We start from the raw sequence: 14,837 nt of genomic DNA on the forward strand, positions 1-14,837 counted from the left end.
CTGCGGCAGGATGCGCATAGTTGCGGACATGTTCAAGGCCATCCACTCGTCGGAGGACCTTGACGCGGCGTAGCAGAAGGCTGGGGCGGTTGTCGCCAGGTTGAAGGGGATGAAGCTTCACAAGGCCGCCGACATAGTGGAAAAAGGAGTCCGCGAGACCTTCAGCTACTACTGCTTCCCTCCCGAGCATCGTAGGAGTCTCAGGACGAACAATCCACTTGAGCGCGTCAACCGCGAGATCCGCCGCAGGACGCGGGTTGTGGGGGCCTTCCCCGATGGCAACTCCGCTCTTATGCTGGTTGCCGCCAGACTGAGGCACATAGCCTCGACTAAATGGGGAAGCCGCAGGTACATGGACATGGATAAACTGTACGAATACGAACGCGATTGCGAATTTGAGAACCTGGCGGAGTGCGTGTGACAATGGATCACCTCTTTTCGGGGAGACAGCTGGCTTTAGAACCCGAGAAAAAAATGTGCGAAAGACTATTGACACTACCAAGAATGCGGAGTATCCCACGTCACGCTGGCCAGATGGAGAAACGAGGCTCGCGGAGAGGGGAAGGCCGCCCCCGGCAACGGAGAAAGACCGGAGAGATGGAGCGCCGAGGACAAGTTCCTCATCGTCCTTGAGACCCACGCTCTCAACGGAGCGGAGCTGGGAGAATACTGCCGCTCGAAAGGTATATTCCCTGCGGATATAGAGCGTTGGCGCGAGGCCTGCCTCATGGCCAACCGGAGCGATGCCGGAAAGAGCGGCGAACTGCAGAAGGAGATCCGCGCCGAGAGAAAGCGCAGCAAGGAACTCGAGCGCGAGCTGAGGAGGAAGGAGAAGGCGCTCGCCGAGGCCGCCGCTCTGCTGACGCTGCGAAACAAGCGCGGGCGATCTGGGGGGACGGCGAGGAAGACTGATCAGCGCCCCGGATCGCCTGAGAGCGGTAGAGCTGATCGACGAGGCCCATGCAAGCGGCGCCAGACTCTTCATGGCCTGCAACGAACTTGGCATAAGCATCCGTACCCGTCAGCGCTGGCTCAAGGACGCCGCCGCCGGAACGGTCAACGAAGACGGCAGGAAGAACGCGAAGCGAAAGAAGCCTGCGGGAGCATTGAGCGACGAGGAGCGTCAAAGAGTGCTCGAAGCAGTCAACAGCCCCGGATACGCCGGCAAACCTCCCGCTCAGATAGTGGCTGATTTGGCGGACAAGGGGGAGTGGCTTGCTTCGGAGTCCACCATATATCGCATACTGCGCGAGAAGGGGCAGCAGCATCACAGAGGGAGGGCGAAGGACCCCGTCCGCAGACCGCCCGCTTCGCACTCGGCCGCCGCGCCCAACCGGATATGGACCTGGGACATCACACTCTTAAAATCGCCCGTGCGCGGCATGTACTACTACCTCTACATGATAGTGGACATCTACAGCCGCCGCATAGTCGGATGGGAAGTGTACGAGGAGGAGACGGGCGAATGCGCCAAGGAGCTGATAACCAAAGCCTATCTCAAGCAGACTCTGTGGAGGAGCGACAATCCTCAGATCCTCCACTCCGACAACGGAAGCCCCATGAAGGCCTCCACCTTCAGAGCCACGCTTGAAAGGCTGGGCATATCGAGCTCCTACAGCCGCCCTGGGACCAGCGACGACAACGCTTATTCCGAGGCGCTCTTCAGGACGCTCAAGTACCGTCCCGAATACCCGGCCCCCTGCTTCGCGAGCCTTGAGGCGGCCAAGGATTGGACGAATTGGTTCGTGCACTGGTACAATGAGGAGCACCGTCACAGCGCCCTGAAGTACGTCACGCCCGGTCAGCGTCACCGTGGGGAGTCCGCCGGGATACTCGCGTCGAGGAAGGAGGTATTCGAGGAGGCGAAGCGCAGACATCCGGAGCGATGGAAGGGTCGCCCGACAAGGAATCTTGAGGAGGCGAAAGTGGTATGGCTCAATCCGGAAAAGGACGGAAGAGTCCGGGAGACTTTAACCTGGGAAAAGCGACAGGTCGGTTGACAGATACCGGATCATTGAGAGGTGCAGAATCGTGAGTAAGAGAGTTTTAGTATATCCGTGTGGTACTGAAATCGGACTCGAGGTTTTCAAGTCAGTTTGTAATTCCATTCATTTCGACTTATTTGGTGGGTCTAGTTCTTATGATCACGGAAGATTTGTATATGGGAACCACATAGACAACCTGCCTTTTATAACTGATTATAGCGATAAGGAGAATGTGCGTGAATTTATATCTATAATTAAGAATTACGGCTTCGATTATATTTATCCTGCAATGGATGGCGTTTTGTTAAAATTCGCAGAATACAGGGATTGTTTCCCGTGCAATGTTATTGCCCCAGCAACAGAAACGGTTCGGATAACTCGTTCAAAAAAAGAAACATATAAACTTTTTGCTGATCTCCTTGTAATCCCAAAGGTTTACGAGTCTGATGTAACTCTAAAATTCCCAGTCTTTGTTAAGCCCGATGTAGGGCAAGGGGCAAGTGGAACAGCAATAGTACACGATAATGAAGAATTGACATTAAATATAAAAACTAGGGAACCAGGCGATTACTTATTATTAGAATATCTGCCCGGAGAAGAATATACCATTGATTGTTTTACAAATTCTTCTGGCGATTTAGTGTATATGAGTGGAAGGGCTAGGCGCAGAGTTAAGGGCGGTATTAGCGTTAACGCGGTTAGGGTGGAAAATAGCGAGTTCAGAAGAATAGCTGAGGTCATCAATTCAAATCTAAAGTTTCAAGGCGCATGGTTTTTTCAATTAAAAGAAAATCGTGATGGGCGGTTGGCATTGTTGGAGATTGCTCCCAGAATTGCCGGGGGCTCTGCGCTAGCGAGATGCTATGGGGCGAACTTGCCGCTCATGACATTGCATCTTTTTAATGGGCAACTGATTGATTCGGTTTTGATCAACGATTATGAACTAGAATTAGACCGAGCATTACATAATAGATATAGAAATTCCATTAAATACAGTCATGTGTATGTGGATTTCGATGACACTCTTTTAATTAATGGTAGGGTGAATCTTTTGCTCATTGCCTTCTTGTATCAGTGTGTTAACGATAAAATTCCTGTTACATTGCTCACAAGGAGAAAGGAGGCCCTTCAACAATGCCTTTATGATCATCGACTAGAATCTCTTTTCGATAATGTAATCACCTTGGGAAATGGTGAGAATAAGAGCGAGTATATAAAAGAGACGGATGCGATTTTTATTGACGATTCATTTGGAGAAAGAATGGAAGTGCAAAAGGAAAGGAGAATTAACGTATTCAATGCGAACATGATAGAATGTCTATTGCATATTTAAATTTACCATAAATACAAAATTAAAGGAATGATAATGGGAGTTGTATAAGAATAAAAAGAGCTTGGCTGTTATTACCGCCAGGGGCGGCTCTAAGCGTCTTCCTAAAAAAAATGTTCGCCTCCTTGGTGCGATGCCGCTTATAGCGTGGACTATGACCGCTGCCTTGGAGTCGCGCTTTCTGGACAGGGTCATCCTCTCCTCGGACGATGCGGAGATTATTGCAGTTGCACGGGAGTTTGGATGCGAGGTGCCGTTCGTGCGCCCGGATTCTCTCGCACAGGATTCCAGCACCAGCGCCGACGTGCTCTTGCATGCCATTGGGTCCTTGGAGGACAGGTACGATTACGCGGTTCTGCTTCAACCGACGTCGCCTTTCAGAATGGGAGACGACATAGATGCGGCCGTAAGGCTGTGCGTGGATTCCGGGGCTCCGTCCGTTGTCACGGTACAAGAGGCCCGCGAGAAGCCGGAGTGGATGTGTCTGCTGGATGAAAGGGGGCGAATGCGTTTTCCCTACGCCCCCTCCGAAGGCCAGCCCGCGAAAAAGTATATCCTTAACGGAGCGGTTTATGTGGTCAGCACGGATTGGTTTGAGAGAAATCGCGTCTTTTTAACCTCGGAGACAAGGGCAATGGGAATGTCATGGGAAAGATCCGTCGATATCGATACCATGGAGGACTGGCTTCTGGCGGAGCATATCCTAGAAAAGAGGACTGAAAAGCAGTTGGGAACGGTCTTGAGGCATGCGTCAGACACTCATTTGCGTCCTTGAATGCCGAGAGGAGGGCGAGTCATGGCGGGGCACGTTAAGCAACGGGATGTAAATAAACTGCTTCTTCCCGAGTCAAACACAGTGTTGGATGCGGTACAGCGATTAAACGAAAGTGCATCCCAAATATTGTTGATCGTCGACGATTCCGGCAGACTTACCGGAACTTTGACAGATGGAGACATCCGGCGCTGTGTGGGCACAGGTAAACCGCTCACCACTCCCGTCAGCGAGGTCTGCAATTCTTCTCCGAAGGTGGTTTCCTCCCGTTCGCTTAGCAGGGCTAGGGCTCTTATGGAACGCTACGGGATCAAGAGAGTTCCCGTTTTGGATAAGAACGGAGTGCCTGTGTCGGTGGTTTATATCGAGGATATTCTCTCCGGAGAGGATGATGTGGAGCAACTACCCAACAGGGTGGTGATAATGGCCGGTGGACGCGGAAGCAGACTCGACCCGATCACGAAGATCGTCCCAAAGCCGCTCCTTCCCGTGGGTGACAAGCCTATGCTTGAGCTGATCATGGAGTCGTTCGCCAAGTGCGGGTTTTCGGAGTTCCTGTTGTCAGTGAATTACCGGAAAGACTTTATTAAAACGTACCTTGCAGAGCGCGGCGACCTACCCTACTCCATATGCTTCATCGAGGAGGAGACGTTTCTGGGGACTGCCGGAAGCCTCGCTCTTATGAGAGACAAGCTCGACGAGGCTTTTTTTGTGAGTAACTGCGATATTCTCGTAGAGGTGTGTTATCTTAAGGCCCTTGAGTTCCATAAAGATAACGGAAACGCCTTCACAATCGTCGGCGCGCTGAAAAATGTGAACGTTCCCTACGGAGTTATCCGGCTTAATGAAGGCGGGTTCGACGGGATAGAAGAAAAACCCGAAGTCCCTCTGATTGTTAACACGGGCGTCTATATTCTTGAGCCTGATTGCGTAGACTTGATTTGCGAAGATGAAAAACTGGACATGCCGGACCTCATAGCTCGTGTCAGGGACGGCGGCGGCAAGGTCGGTGTCTTCCCAGTCCACCGAAAATGGATCGACATAGGTCAGTGGGGAGAGTATAAGCAGGCTTTAGAAGATTAAAATGGCGGGGAAAAGGAGGGGAATCATGTATTTTATGTTTGCATATTTCACTATTGGGATAATAATAGCACTATTCTTGCCCGCTTCGTATCTAGGGTTTTTGGGGGCTCCCTCGATCGAAAGCCTCATCGGAGCTTTTTTGGGAACTCTTGCAGGTGCCGCGATAATATTTCTGTTCCAGATAAGGATGGAACAGACGCGTTTCTTTCAGTTGGTTTTATCTGAAATCAACAGTGTGTTCTCATCAAATACCGCATGGGAGAGAGTCGGTGGCGAATGGAAGGCATGTGAGTTCAGGAAAGCTGTCGGACTGGCGGAATGGACTACGTCAATAGACGATGTGAGTTCAGATAAATACAAAAAACATGAAAGAAACATTCCTAACAAAAATAAAATAGAATGGAATGGAGTTTTATATCTTGTCGATGAAAACTTTTGTGTCGCCTCGAAACCTTTGCATGAGTATTCAAATTGGTACGGATTGGTGCTGAGCGGCCTTGAAACAAGGCTGTTGTCCAAGAAGCATATTCAAATGCTATGGCGCTCGTTGGTGGACAATTTCTTTGAGTACGTTGATGGAAATCTTCGTATTGGTATGAAACAGTGGAGCGAAGGCTTTGTTTTTGGAGGAGAGGGGAGCGGACATCCTAGTTACAAGTACCACCAGATAGTTCTTAAAATAGTGAATAGATATGAGCCTGCCAGAGCTCATTGTGAGAATCGCAGCAAGGCGTTGAAGATGAAGTTGGCTGAAAAGAGCTCGGTATAGTAAAAGAGGAGGAATTTGGTTTTTTCGCAAGGCCGCTGGAAACGAGATCTCATACATTCGTCCGTGGAGACAAGGACCGTGTTAATCGCTCGGAACGACAAGGTGCGGTCTTTCTTGCAAACAGCGTAAAACCGAGATCCCTCCATCGCTGCGCGATGTTCGGGATGACGGTTGGAGTTTCGCTCGTTCGGGATGACGGTTGGAGTTTCGCTTGTTCGGGGTGACACAAGCAGGCGACCGACGGGCGGTCTTTCCGTTCGTGTCGATCGCTCGGGCGGCATGCCCCTGGCCGCCTTCCCGCGCTTGTTCGGGACGACAACTTAGGCTTCAGGAATTGTTGTTCAGACTTTCCGTTTCGTCTATCGTCAGCTTGACGCATTGGGGTTCAATCGCCTGTTTGAAGCTGTTGGAAAGGCTGTGCCAATCGAGGACATCGACCCTGAACGGCAGGTCGGATTCTTCAAATGCCTCTTCGATCAGGCGCAAATTCTCAAACCCCAACCTTCCCTTGCAATAGAGCGCTAGGTCGAGATCCGAGAATGGCTTCGCGCCCCCTGCAACTCTCGAGCCGAAGACTCTGACTTCGCATCCCGGGGCAAGTTCGGAGAGTATCGTTGTTACTGTTTTCAGGTGGCGTTCGTCAATGTCAATCATTTTTCGATGCCAGGGATTCCAGCAGACGTCTGGCGTCGGGGGAAAAAAGCAGGGCGAATTGGTAAACCTCGTCGGCGGTGCTCTCTTCGTAGGTGTGAGAAGCCAAGTTTCTGGCGTGATGGTATCGCATCCACTGTTCCACGTCCGAGATCAGCTGGTATTCCGCTGCTAATCGATAGAGCTCCCGCCTTGATATTCCGGTCGTTATGCCGGGGCTGACGTTCATCTCGATCCAGCGCCTCATGAACTTCCAGCATAGTTCATAAGAGAATTCAAAGTACTGTATTATGCCCGCTTTAATGATGTTTCTTGTTATATCGTCCAGGCGGGATAGTTTTTCCTCATCGCCGCATTTCAGTATCGCGCTTTCAAGTGCGGCCACGGCGTTGGCAAGGCTTTCTAGAACCAGGGACACTCGAGTTCATCTCCTTTGTCGGAAGTCGTCGATCCTTTTCAGTGGTTTGCGGATCATCTTGGTCTTCCTAATAATAGCACAAGGACAACAGAGTGCTGCCGACTCCTTGCCAAGATCCCTCCGGCGCTTCGCTCCGTTCGGGACGACATGGCACTGTCATCTGAACGTCTCTTGCCCCTCTGGTGGCTATTATGCCACGAAGGTGCCGCTTGTCTCCGCACATGGAGCCACAGCTATTCAAAAAAAAGGTGCTGCCATTCTCATACGGAGGGATGGCTAAAGAAAACTCAATTAGGTTTCGTTCGTATGCTCCGGTCGGTCTTCTACGGATTGCCAAGCCCCCTCTCTATTGTTACAATTGTAGTAACTGAGAGGGGGCTTTTGCATGCCTGCGACAACGAAGATGAAGAAAGAAAAAAAGATCTCCGGGAGAGATGGGCGCGAGCCGACCATTCCTGTCAGGGTGAGTTGCTCCCTGTACGGGGCCGCCCAAAAGACTGCGCGCGCCGAACACCGTACTATCGCCGGACAGGTGGAGTACTGGGCGCGGTTGGGGCGCGCCACTCTTGATAACCCAGACCTTCCTGTTGAATTAGTGCGCTCCATTCTAGCGGCGCAGCGCAGACAGGAAATAGAACCGTTCGTCCCGGAAGAGTGAGCGATGATCTCTGCGAAACCACAAACCATCGTTCTTCAGGAACGAGAGTTCAAGGTCGCGTACAAGAAGCTCCATCAGAACCAAAAGAAAGCGGTGAACACCGCGATACTCGAAATCGTAGGCAATCCATTGGCAGGCGTCGAGAAAAAAGGCGATCTTAAGGGCGTCTACGTATATAAATTCAAATGTCTCGACAGGATTTTTCTGCTGGCCTATCAATGGGATCCCCTTACGAGGATACTTCTCGCTCTTGGCGTTCACGAAAATTTCTACCGAGATATGAAGCGAAACTTGTAATCTCAACGAAAAGCATGGCAGGGAGGTTTCTCATGGCACCATGTCGAGGTTCAGGACGGGGGCGGAGGACGGAAGACGATTAAAGCGCGTAAAGGAGTCGTGGACGTTGTCTCGTTTGCAATCCTCACCGCCTGCAGGCCGAAGGACGAGTCCGAGATCTTCGAGCGCTCCTTTTGCGGCAACGAGCTTCGGTACGCCTACCCGACCGTCAGGCTGTGAGAGCTGGACCCCGAGCGACCTTTCCTGTCATCCCGAGCGCAGCGAGGGATCTCGGAAACGAACGTGCGCAAAAACCGAGGCCCTCCTCGCGTTGACAATCGAATACAGAAACATAAAATTCTCTTGAAGAGGGGTCCCCCTTACGGTTTCTTGTACACCAGCAGATTGTCCGGTCCCGTCGCGTTGAAACAAGAGTTTGACTTGACCTCCTATAACATGTACCATATCCAGTACCATGGGAGGTGATGATATGAGCCGTATTACGGCGACCGAGGCCCGCAAGCGTCTCTTTCAGCTTCTTGACGAGGTGGCGGAGTCTCACGTTCCTGTGCGCATCGCGGGAAGGCGCAATACGGCGGTTCTGGTGGGGGAGTCTGACTGGAGGGCCATCGAGGAGACTCTCTTTCTCTGCGGTATCCCCGGAATGCGCGAATCAATCGTAGACGGTATGGCGACTCCGATCGAGGATTGTTCAGAGGATGTCGAATGGTAGTGCCTTGGAGGGTCGTCTTCACCAAGGCGGCCCGAAAGGATGCGGAAAAGCTGCTTTCAGCCGGATTGAAGCCCAAGGCGGAGCTGCTTATCGCGATATTGCGAGAGGATCCGTTCCAATCCCCTCACCCTTTTGAGAAGCTGGTGGGCAGTCTTTCGGGCGCGTATTCTCGGCGCATCAATATATGCCACCGTCTCGTCTACCAAGTGATCGAGACGGAGCGCACGGTGAAGGTGCTTCGCATGTGGAGCCATTACGAGTAGCTTCCGTCCGCCCCAGTGTCCGGAATGCCCGAGGGGCTGAAGGACAACAGAGTGGTGTTGACTCTTTTCAGTCATCCCGAACGCCTAACGTACACCTCCGTCATCCCGAACGCCTAACATACACCTCCGTCATCCCGAACGCCCAACGTACACCTCCGTCATCCCGAACGCCCAACGGGCGGAGGGATCTAGGCAATAAACTTGCTCAAACACCGAGGTTTCTCCTCGAAAGGAGGTACCCCTTACGGTTTTTTGTACACCTCGCTCCGATGAGCGATGCGTATCACGTAAACCAGCACGCGGGCGTGTTCTTCCCGAGGAAGAGACTCAAGCGCCTTCCGCGCCGACCTCTTAACCTCGATCGAGTGGGCCATATTTATCCTCGTAGTCCCTCACAACCTCGCTCAAGGGTACGGCGGGTTCGTCCCTGTGCACAGCGACGAAGGCGACATCCTCGGCATCCTCCCGCTCCTCCAGATACCGGAGATAGGCGGCGTAGTCAAGCATCCTCAACACGTCCTCGGGCCCCATCAGGTCAATCATCCGACGAAGTCTTTGTTTCTCTTCCACAACTGCGAAAGACATTGGCATCATCTCCCGCGCTCATTATATCTCAACGCGCCAACCGGATACATGCGGCTCCAAAAATGTGGAATAACCACTCGCCACCGGGGACGATTGGACAAACCTCTCCTTGGCCGTATAATATTCGTAAAACGTCGCGGCCCCGCAGAGAGCGTCGCATTCGAGAGGGCTGGAGACCATCGTACGAAAGAGGACAGAGGACGCGCAGAGCGGAGACGAGGCTCTGAACGAAGCGCAGGCCATAAAGCCGCCACTTCACTTGGAAAGAGGGAACATGACGGGTGGTACAAGCTCGGCGGAGATAGGTTCGGGAGCTTCCGCGAGCATCTGCGCAAGGAGCGGAGCTGAACTGCCGACCGAGCGCTTAGTGCTGTGGTTTCACCGGCTATGGAGGCGAACGATAATGAGCATGCAGTTCAGTGTCATCATCGAAGATGAACCGAAGAACTGAAGTCAGCGTCCTCACCCACGCAGGACCCTCGATCGGAGGAGGGCACGTCAGCCGATGCTCGGCGCTGGCGTCGGGGTTTGCCGCGCTTGGAGCGTCCGTCCGGTTCCTGGTTAACGGAGCGGCAGCGGAGATGCTGATGCGCGCGGGCACCGGCAACACCTCGCTGACGGTGATAGAGGACCCGTTCGGCGTAGGAGCGCGGCAGGTCATCGACGAGGTGTCGGCTCGCGTCGCGGGGCTTTGCGTGGTCGACGGCTACGATGCAACGCCCGGCTTCCTGCGGGAGCTTCGCGGGCTCTGCCGCCTCGCCCTGGTGGACGACTGCCGCACCCGTCCCGTGGAGCTCGAGTGCGACGTGCTGCTGAACTACAGTCTTAACGCCGAATCCCCGGGCTACAACCGGGGACACGCCGAGCTCCTGCTCGGGCCGCAGTACGCCCTGCTGCGCAGAGATTTCTGGGATCTTTCCCCCGAGGAGGGTACCGACCTGCTCGTAATCCCGGGCGCGAGCGACATGCTGAACACCCTGCCCCGCATGGTGGAATGGTGGGGGAGCGACTGGCCGCCGGCGCAAATGGTGTCTGGCCCGCTGGTACCCCTCTCCGTCTTCGAGGCCCTGCAAAAAACTGCGGTGGATCGGTGCAACCTATCCCTGGTCCGCGACCCGGACGACCTGCCCGCACGCATGGCGCGCGCCCGAGCGGTGATCTGCACGTCCAGCGTCACCTCCTACGAGGCGCTGGCCCTGCGCAAGCCGCTGATCGTCTTCCAGACGGCGGACAACCAGGTGGAGGGCGGGCGCGAGATAGAGCGCCGGGGCCTTGGAGCGAACCTGGGCGAGTGGGGGAGTTGGGGGCGGGAGGAGCTGATGGCGGTGGTACAGAGCCTTCCCTCTGCGCCGAGCCCATCGGTCTGCCCTCACGGCGCCCGGAACGCCGCCGCGGCTTTGCTTCGAGCGCTACAGAGCCGCGAGAGTTGAACGCCTCATTTGCAAGCTCCGTCGCACTACGCCCGTCCACGTGGGCTCTGAATACCGCCGCGTCGCTTCATGCGCTGCCGGGCGGCCAAGTTTAAGCGCTCCCACCCCGTCCTGCACGACCGCCGGGTTTAAGCGCCCCGCCACCGTGCGGCCCCGCGTGCAAAAGCCCACGAGAATTCGCCCCGCCTCCACCTCCGGTCGTGATACAATTGCCCTGCAGGCTTCGGGACGGATGCCTCTCTTTTCGCGACGCCCCGGCCCCTGCATCTTCCACACGGGGGTGATTGTCCATGTCGACAACTTTCTTCGACGCCGTGAAGAACCGCCGGTCCTACTACGGCATCTCCAAGAGGAGCCCGGTCTCCGACGAGCGGATACGGGAGATCATCGAGCATGCGGTGAAGTACTGCCCGTCGGCGTTCAACTCTCAGGGCGGGCGCATCGTTCTGCTGTTGGGCGCGGAAAGCGACGAGTTCTGGAGCATGCTCAGGGAGGCCCTGAGAAAGATAGTCCCGCCGGAGAAGTTCGGGCCTACTGACAGAAAGATGGACGGCTTCGCCGCCTCGTACGGCACCGTGCTCTTCTTCGAGGACGAGCGCCCTGTGAAGGAGCTCCAGAAGAAATTCCCCAAGTACGCGGAGGAGTTCCCTCGCTGGTCCGACCACTCGTCGGGGATGCTTCAGTTCATAGTGTGGGCGGGGCTCGAGTCCGAGGGCTTCGGCGCGTCTTTGCAGCACTACGCGCCTCTGATCGACGAGGCCGTCAGGCGCAGGTGGGGAACCCCGCCCGAGTGGCGCCTGATCGCCCAGATGCCGTTCGGCGCGCCGACCGAGGCCCCGGGCGACAAGGAGTTCAAGCCCCTGGAGGATCGTGTTCTGGTCTTTGAATAGTTGCCTTTAGGAGGGCTTCCGGGGAGGGAGGATGGCTATGAACCAGTTCAGACAATGGTCGCCGGGCGGCAGGATCCCGCCGAGAGAGGACATCCCGGAGGAGTATACCTGGGATCTCTCGGCCATTTACCGGTCCGACGAGGAGTGGGAGGAGTCGTTCCGCTCGGCCGACGCGCAGCTTCGCGAGCTGGGCACGTACGAGGGAAGGCTGTTCAAGACCCCGAGGGCGCTGCTTGACTACCTTAGACTCGAGGAGAAGGCCTCCGAGAGGATAGGCAAGCTCTACGCCTATTCCACCATGAAGAGCCACGAGGACACCTCAAGGCCCCTCTACCAGGGAATGTCCGACAGGGCGGCGATGCTCTTCTCGTCCTTTGCGGCCGCCCGCTCCTTCTTCCACCCCGAGGTCCTCGCCGCAGGGGAGGAGATGATCAGGGAGTGCATGGGGCAACTCCCCGAGCTCGCCCTCTACCGGCACTACTTCGACGACATCCTCCGCACCAGGGAGCACGTCCTGTCGCGGACCGAGGAGGAGCTGCTCGCCCGCTCCGCCGAGGTGGCCCGCACGGCCGAGTCCGCCTTCTCCCTGCTGACCAACGCGGACATGACCTTTCCGCTTATCACGGACGAGAGGGGAGAGGAGGTCGAGCTCTCCGAGGAGAGATACTACGTCCTCAGCCGCTCCCGCGACAGGCGCGTCCGGCGGGAGGCCTACGAAGGGCTCCTCGGCACCTACAGAAAGTACCGGAACTCGATCGGCGCTCTCTACTCCGGCAGTGTCAGGGGAGACGCATTCTACGCCAAGGCCAGGAGGTACAAGAGCTCTCTGGCCGCCTCGCTCGATGCCGACAACATACCAGTCGACGTCTACGACAACGTGATCGACACCGTGAACGACTCCCTCGACGCCCTGCACGACTACATGACCCTGCGCAAGGGGGCGCTTTCGCTGGTCGACCTGCGCATGTACGACCTCAACGTCCCGCTTGCCGACGAGCCCGACGCCCCGATCCCCTACCAGGACGCGACAGAGATGGTGATAGAGGCGCTGGCGCCTCTGGGCGCCGAGTACGTCGACCTGCTCCGGGAAGGCTTCCGATCGCGCTGGATAGACGTATACGAGAACCAGGGAAAGAGAAAGGGAGGCTACTCTTGGGGCTGCTACGGCGCTCACCCCTACGTGCTGCTGAACTACGGGGGGACTCTTCGCGACGTCTTCACCATCGCCCACGAGATGGGTCACTCCCTTCACACCTGGTACTCGCACAAGAACCAGCCGCAGATCTACGCCGACTACACCATCTTCCTCGCCGAGGTCGCCTCCACCGTGAACGAGACCCTGCTGCTCGAGCGTTTGCTGGACAAGGCATCCCGCGCCGAGAAGATCTACCTGCTGAACCACTACCTGGACCAAGTCCGCACCACGGTCTACCGACAGGCGATGTTCGCGGAGTTCGAGCGAGACATGCACGCAGCATCCGAGCGGGGAGAGGCCCTGACCGCCGACTTCCTGTCCAAGGCCTGGAAGGAGCTGAACACCCGCTACCACGGGCCGGACATGTCCCCCGACGACTTCATAGAGGTCGAGTGGGCGCGAATCCCACACTTCTACTCGGCATTCTACGTTTACAAGTACGTGACCGGCTTCGCCGCGGCATCGATGCTGGCGAGGCGGCTTCGCGAGGGCACGGAGGGCGAGAGGGAGCGCTATCTCCGCTTCCTGTCGAGAGGCAGCTCCGCCTACTCGCTGGACATCCTGAAGGAGGCCGGAGTGGACATGGCCGCGCCCGAGCCGCTGAAGGAGGCCGTCGCGAGCTTCAGGGAGAAGACAACAATGCTGGCGGGATTGCTGGGACTGTAATAGCCGAGGAGCAACGAACGGCCGGGTTTTCAGTCATCCCGACGACCGAAATGGGTTTTCTGTCATCCCGAACGCCCAACGGGCGGAGGGATCTCGGGCCTGTCCTTTTACCGCAGCAGCTCGCGGCAGGCCGTCTCCAGGCGCTTCACCATCTCCCAGCCCGGGTAGGACAGCCCCTTCGACGACGAGTAGACGCACTGGATCTCCCAGGACATCTCCTCCATCCCGTCGAAGGTCACAGGTGCCAACAGACCTGCGGCGATGCTGTTGCGCACGGAGAGGGAGCTCGTGATCAGCACTCCTATTCCAGCCCCGGACAGGTTCTTTGCCAGCTCTATCTCGTCCGTCTCCACCTGCGAGCCGAAGCTTATCCCGTTGCGCAGCAGAAAGTGATCCACGTATGTCGCCAATGGACAGTCGCCCGTGAACCTGACGAGGGTCTGCGCCTTGGCGTCCGAGGCCGACGCGTGCCCCGCCGAGCCCCACGGATGTCCCGCAGGCGCTACCAGCATCAGCCTGTCGTCTCCGAGCGGCCGGTAGGTAAGGGCCGGGTCGCGAGAGAAGGGGAAGCTCTTTCCCAATATCACCATCTCCACGTCCCCTCGCTTCAGCTCCCGCAGGATCTCGGTGGTGTTCCCCGACGTGACGGTGACCGAGACCTCCGGGAACTCCTCCCTGAAGCCGGCGAGGGTCCCCGGCAGGATGTGATACCCGGCGAATGGCGAGACCCCCATCTCCAGCCGCCCGGACCGCAGCGCGCGCATGTCGCTGAAGCGAGACGGTATCTCGTCGGCCTGCCGCAGCAGGTCCGAGGCCAGCACGTGCAGCGCCCTCCCCTCCGGGGTGAGGGATATAGTGCGCCCCTTTCTCTCGAACAGGCGCACCTCGAAGCTGCTCTCAAGGGCCGCTACATGCTGGCTGACAGAGGGCTGGGAAAGGAACAACCTGTCCGCTGCCTGCCGGAACGACCCCTCCTCGACTATGGTGCAGAAGATCCTCAACTGGTGAAGGTTCACGCACGGCCCCTCCTTAAGTATTAGTTTTCCTGAAGTATTATATCAATATTTCTTTCTTGCAAATAATATCATCTGGTGTATCTTTATGCTGAATAGTGTATCGAACCACTGCCCCCG

16 protein-coding genes and 2 pseudogenes are annotated in these 14,837 nt (G+C 56.1%); 14 read left to right on the plus strand and 4 right to left on the minus strand.

Translation table 11 applies throughout. The features are described from left to right. Positions 1-100: 100 nt before the first annotated feature. The 6 genes and pseudogenes from GX181_03125 (at position 101) to GX181_03150 (ending at position 5,939) form a co-directional block, all read left to right on the plus strand. Positions 101-421 (plus strand): annotated as a pseudogene (locus GX181_03125) (IS256 family transposase). A gap of 87 nt (positions 422-508) precedes the next feature. Beyond that, positions 509-2,000: pseudogene (locus GX181_03130) on the plus strand (IS3 family transposase). A gap of 31 nt (positions 2,001-2,031) precedes the next feature. Continuing rightward, positions 2,032-3,318 carry an ATP-grasp domain-containing protein gene (locus GX181_03135; protein NLM70941.1) on the plus strand — a complete coding sequence of 429 codons (1,287 nt, stop codon included), beginning with the start codon at positions 2,032-2,034 and terminating at the stop codon, positions 3,316-3,318. Between the two features lie 40 nt (positions 3,319-3,358). Then, positions 3,359-4,090, plus strand: coding sequence for an acylneuraminate cytidylyltransferase family protein (locus GX181_03140; GenBank protein NLM70942.1), 732 nt, complete (start codon positions 3,359-3,361; stop codon positions 4,088-4,090). A 21-nt stretch (positions 4,091-4,111) separates the two neighbouring features. After that, positions 4,112-5,170, plus strand: coding sequence for an NTP transferase domain-containing protein (locus tag GX181_03145; GenBank protein NLM70943.1), 1,059 nt, complete (start codon positions 4,112-4,114; stop codon positions 5,168-5,170). Positions 5,171-5,195: 25 nt separating this feature from the next. Further along, positions 5,196-5,939 carry a SoxR reducing system RseC family protein gene (locus tag GX181_03150; GenBank protein ID NLM70944.1) on the plus strand — a complete coding sequence of 248 codons (744 nt, stop codon included), beginning with the start codon at positions 5,196-5,198 and terminating at the stop codon, positions 5,937-5,939. 327 nt (positions 5,940-6,266) lie between these two features. On the opposite strand, the gene GX181_03155 is transcribed toward GX181_03150, so the two are convergent. Both GX181_03155 and GX181_03160 read right to left on the minus strand, forming a co-directional pair. Beyond that, positions 6,267-6,593 (minus strand): nucleotidyltransferase domain-containing protein, encoded by a 327-nt coding sequence (locus tag GX181_03155; GenBank protein ID NLM70945.1) that lies wholly within the window; start codon positions 6,591-6,593, stop codon positions 6,267-6,269. Beyond that, complete coding sequence (locus GX181_03160; GenBank protein NLM70946.1) at positions 6,586-7,008, minus strand: nucleotidyltransferase; 423 nt, start codon at positions 7,006-7,008, stop codon at positions 6,586-6,588. Before GX181_03160 ends, GX181_03155 begins: the two co-directional genes overlap by 8 nt. A gap of 403 nt (positions 7,009-7,411) precedes the next feature. Between GX181_03160 and GX181_03165 the strand changes: the two genes are divergently transcribed. From GX181_03165 to GX181_03180, 4 genes are all read left to right on the plus strand, one after another. Then, positions 7,412-7,666, plus strand: coding sequence for a hypothetical protein (locus tag GX181_03165; protein NLM70947.1), 255 nt, complete (start codon positions 7,412-7,414; stop codon positions 7,664-7,666). 3 nt (positions 7,667-7,669) lie between these two features. Further along, a complete protein-coding gene (locus tag GX181_03170; protein NLM70948.1) occupies positions 7,670-7,963 on the plus strand; it encodes a type II toxin-antitoxin system RelE/ParE family toxin in 294 nt (97 codons plus the stop codon). 469 nt (positions 7,964-8,432) lie between these two features. Continuing rightward, entirely contained in the window at positions 8,433-8,675 is a 243-nt protein-coding gene (locus tag GX181_03175; protein NLM70949.1) for a type II toxin-antitoxin system Phd/YefM family antitoxin, read from the plus strand. After that, positions 8,675-8,938: a Txe/YoeB family addiction module toxin gene (locus tag GX181_03180; GenBank protein ID NLM70950.1), complete on the plus strand. Its 264-nt coding sequence runs from the start codon at positions 8,675-8,677 to the stop codon at positions 8,936-8,938. Before GX181_03175 ends, GX181_03180 begins: the two co-directional genes overlap by 1 nt. A gap of 351 nt (positions 8,939-9,289) precedes the next feature. Here GX181_03180 and GX181_03185 read toward each other — a convergent pair whose 3' ends face one another. Next, entirely contained in the window at positions 9,290-9,523 is a 234-nt protein-coding gene (locus tag GX181_03185; protein ID NLM70951.1) for a hypothetical protein, read from the minus strand. Between the two features lie 259 nt (positions 9,524-9,782). Between GX181_03185 and GX181_03190 the strand changes: the two genes are divergently transcribed. The 4 genes from GX181_03190 to pepF all read left to right on the plus strand — a co-directional run bounded on the left by GX181_03190 (position 9,783) and on the right by pepF (position 13,704). Continuing rightward, positions 9,783-9,974, plus strand: coding sequence for a hypothetical protein (locus tag GX181_03190; protein NLM70952.1), 192 nt, complete (start codon positions 9,783-9,785; stop codon positions 9,972-9,974). Further along, positions 9,958-10,953 carry a hypothetical protein gene (locus GX181_03195; protein NLM70953.1) on the plus strand — a complete coding sequence of 332 codons (996 nt, stop codon included), beginning with the start codon at positions 9,958-9,960 and terminating at the stop codon, positions 10,951-10,953. The genes GX181_03190 and GX181_03195 overlap by 17 nt, the downstream gene beginning before the upstream one ends. Before the next feature lie 290 nt (positions 10,954-11,243). Beyond that, positions 11,244-11,843, plus strand: coding sequence for a nitroreductase family protein (locus tag GX181_03200; protein ID NLM70954.1), 600 nt, complete (start codon positions 11,244-11,246; stop codon positions 11,841-11,843). 37 nt (positions 11,844-11,880) lie between these two features. Then, complete coding sequence (pepF, locus tag GX181_03205; GenBank protein ID NLM70955.1) at positions 11,881-13,704, plus strand: oligoendopeptidase F; 1,824 nt, start codon at positions 11,881-11,883, stop codon at positions 13,702-13,704. Positions 13,705-13,811: 107 nt separating this feature from the next. Here pepF and GX181_03210 read toward each other — a convergent pair whose 3' ends face one another. Next, positions 13,812-14,720: a LysR family transcriptional regulator gene (locus GX181_03210; protein ID NLM70956.1), complete on the minus strand. Its 909-nt coding sequence runs from the start codon at positions 14,718-14,720 to the stop codon at positions 13,812-13,814. Between the last annotated feature and the right edge of the window lie 117 nt (positions 14,721-14,837).

It is taken from the genome of Synergistaceae bacterium, from assembly GCA_012521675.1.
Lineage (GTDB): Bacteria > Synergistota > Synergistia > Synergistales > Aminobacteriaceae > JAAYLU01.

Excerpts from the sequence above, each read along its gene's own strand:
- GX181_03145 (NLM70943.1), top strand. The coding sequence starts at position 4,112 with ATGGCGGGGCACGTTAAGCAACGGGATGTAAATAAACTGCTTCTTCCC.
- GX181_03195 (NLM70953.1), top strand. The coding sequence starts at position 9,958 with ATGAACCGAAGAACTGAAGTCAGCGTCCTCACCCACGCAGGACCCTCG.
- pepF (NLM70955.1), top strand. The coding sequence starts at position 11,881 with ATGAACCAGTTCAGACAATGGTCGCCGGGCGGCAGGATCCCGCCGAGA.
- GX181_03170 (NLM70948.1), top strand. The coding sequence starts at position 7,670 with ATGATCTCTGCGAAACCACAAACCATCGTTCTTCAGGAACGAGAGTTC.
- GX181_03175 (NLM70949.1), top strand. The coding sequence starts at position 8,433 with ATGAGCCGTATTACGGCGACCGAGGCCCGCAAGCGTCTCTTTCAGCTT.
- GX181_03165 (NLM70947.1), top strand. The coding sequence starts at position 7,412 with ATGAAGAAAGAAAAAAAGATCTCCGGGAGAGATGGGCGCGAGCCGACC.
- GX181_03185 (NLM70951.1), bottom strand. The coding sequence starts at position 9,523 with ATGTCTTTCGCAGTTGTGGAAGAGAAACAAAGACTTCGTCGGATGATT.
- GX181_03150 (NLM70944.1), top strand. The coding sequence starts at position 5,196 with ATGTATTTTATGTTTGCATATTTCACTATTGGGATAATAATAGCACTA.
- GX181_03200 (NLM70954.1), top strand. The coding sequence starts at position 11,244 with ATGTCGACAACTTTCTTCGACGCCGTGAAGAACCGCCGGTCCTACTAC.
- GX181_03155 (NLM70945.1), bottom strand. The coding sequence starts at position 6,593 with ATGATTGACATTGACGAACGCCACCTGAAAACAGTAACAACGATACTC.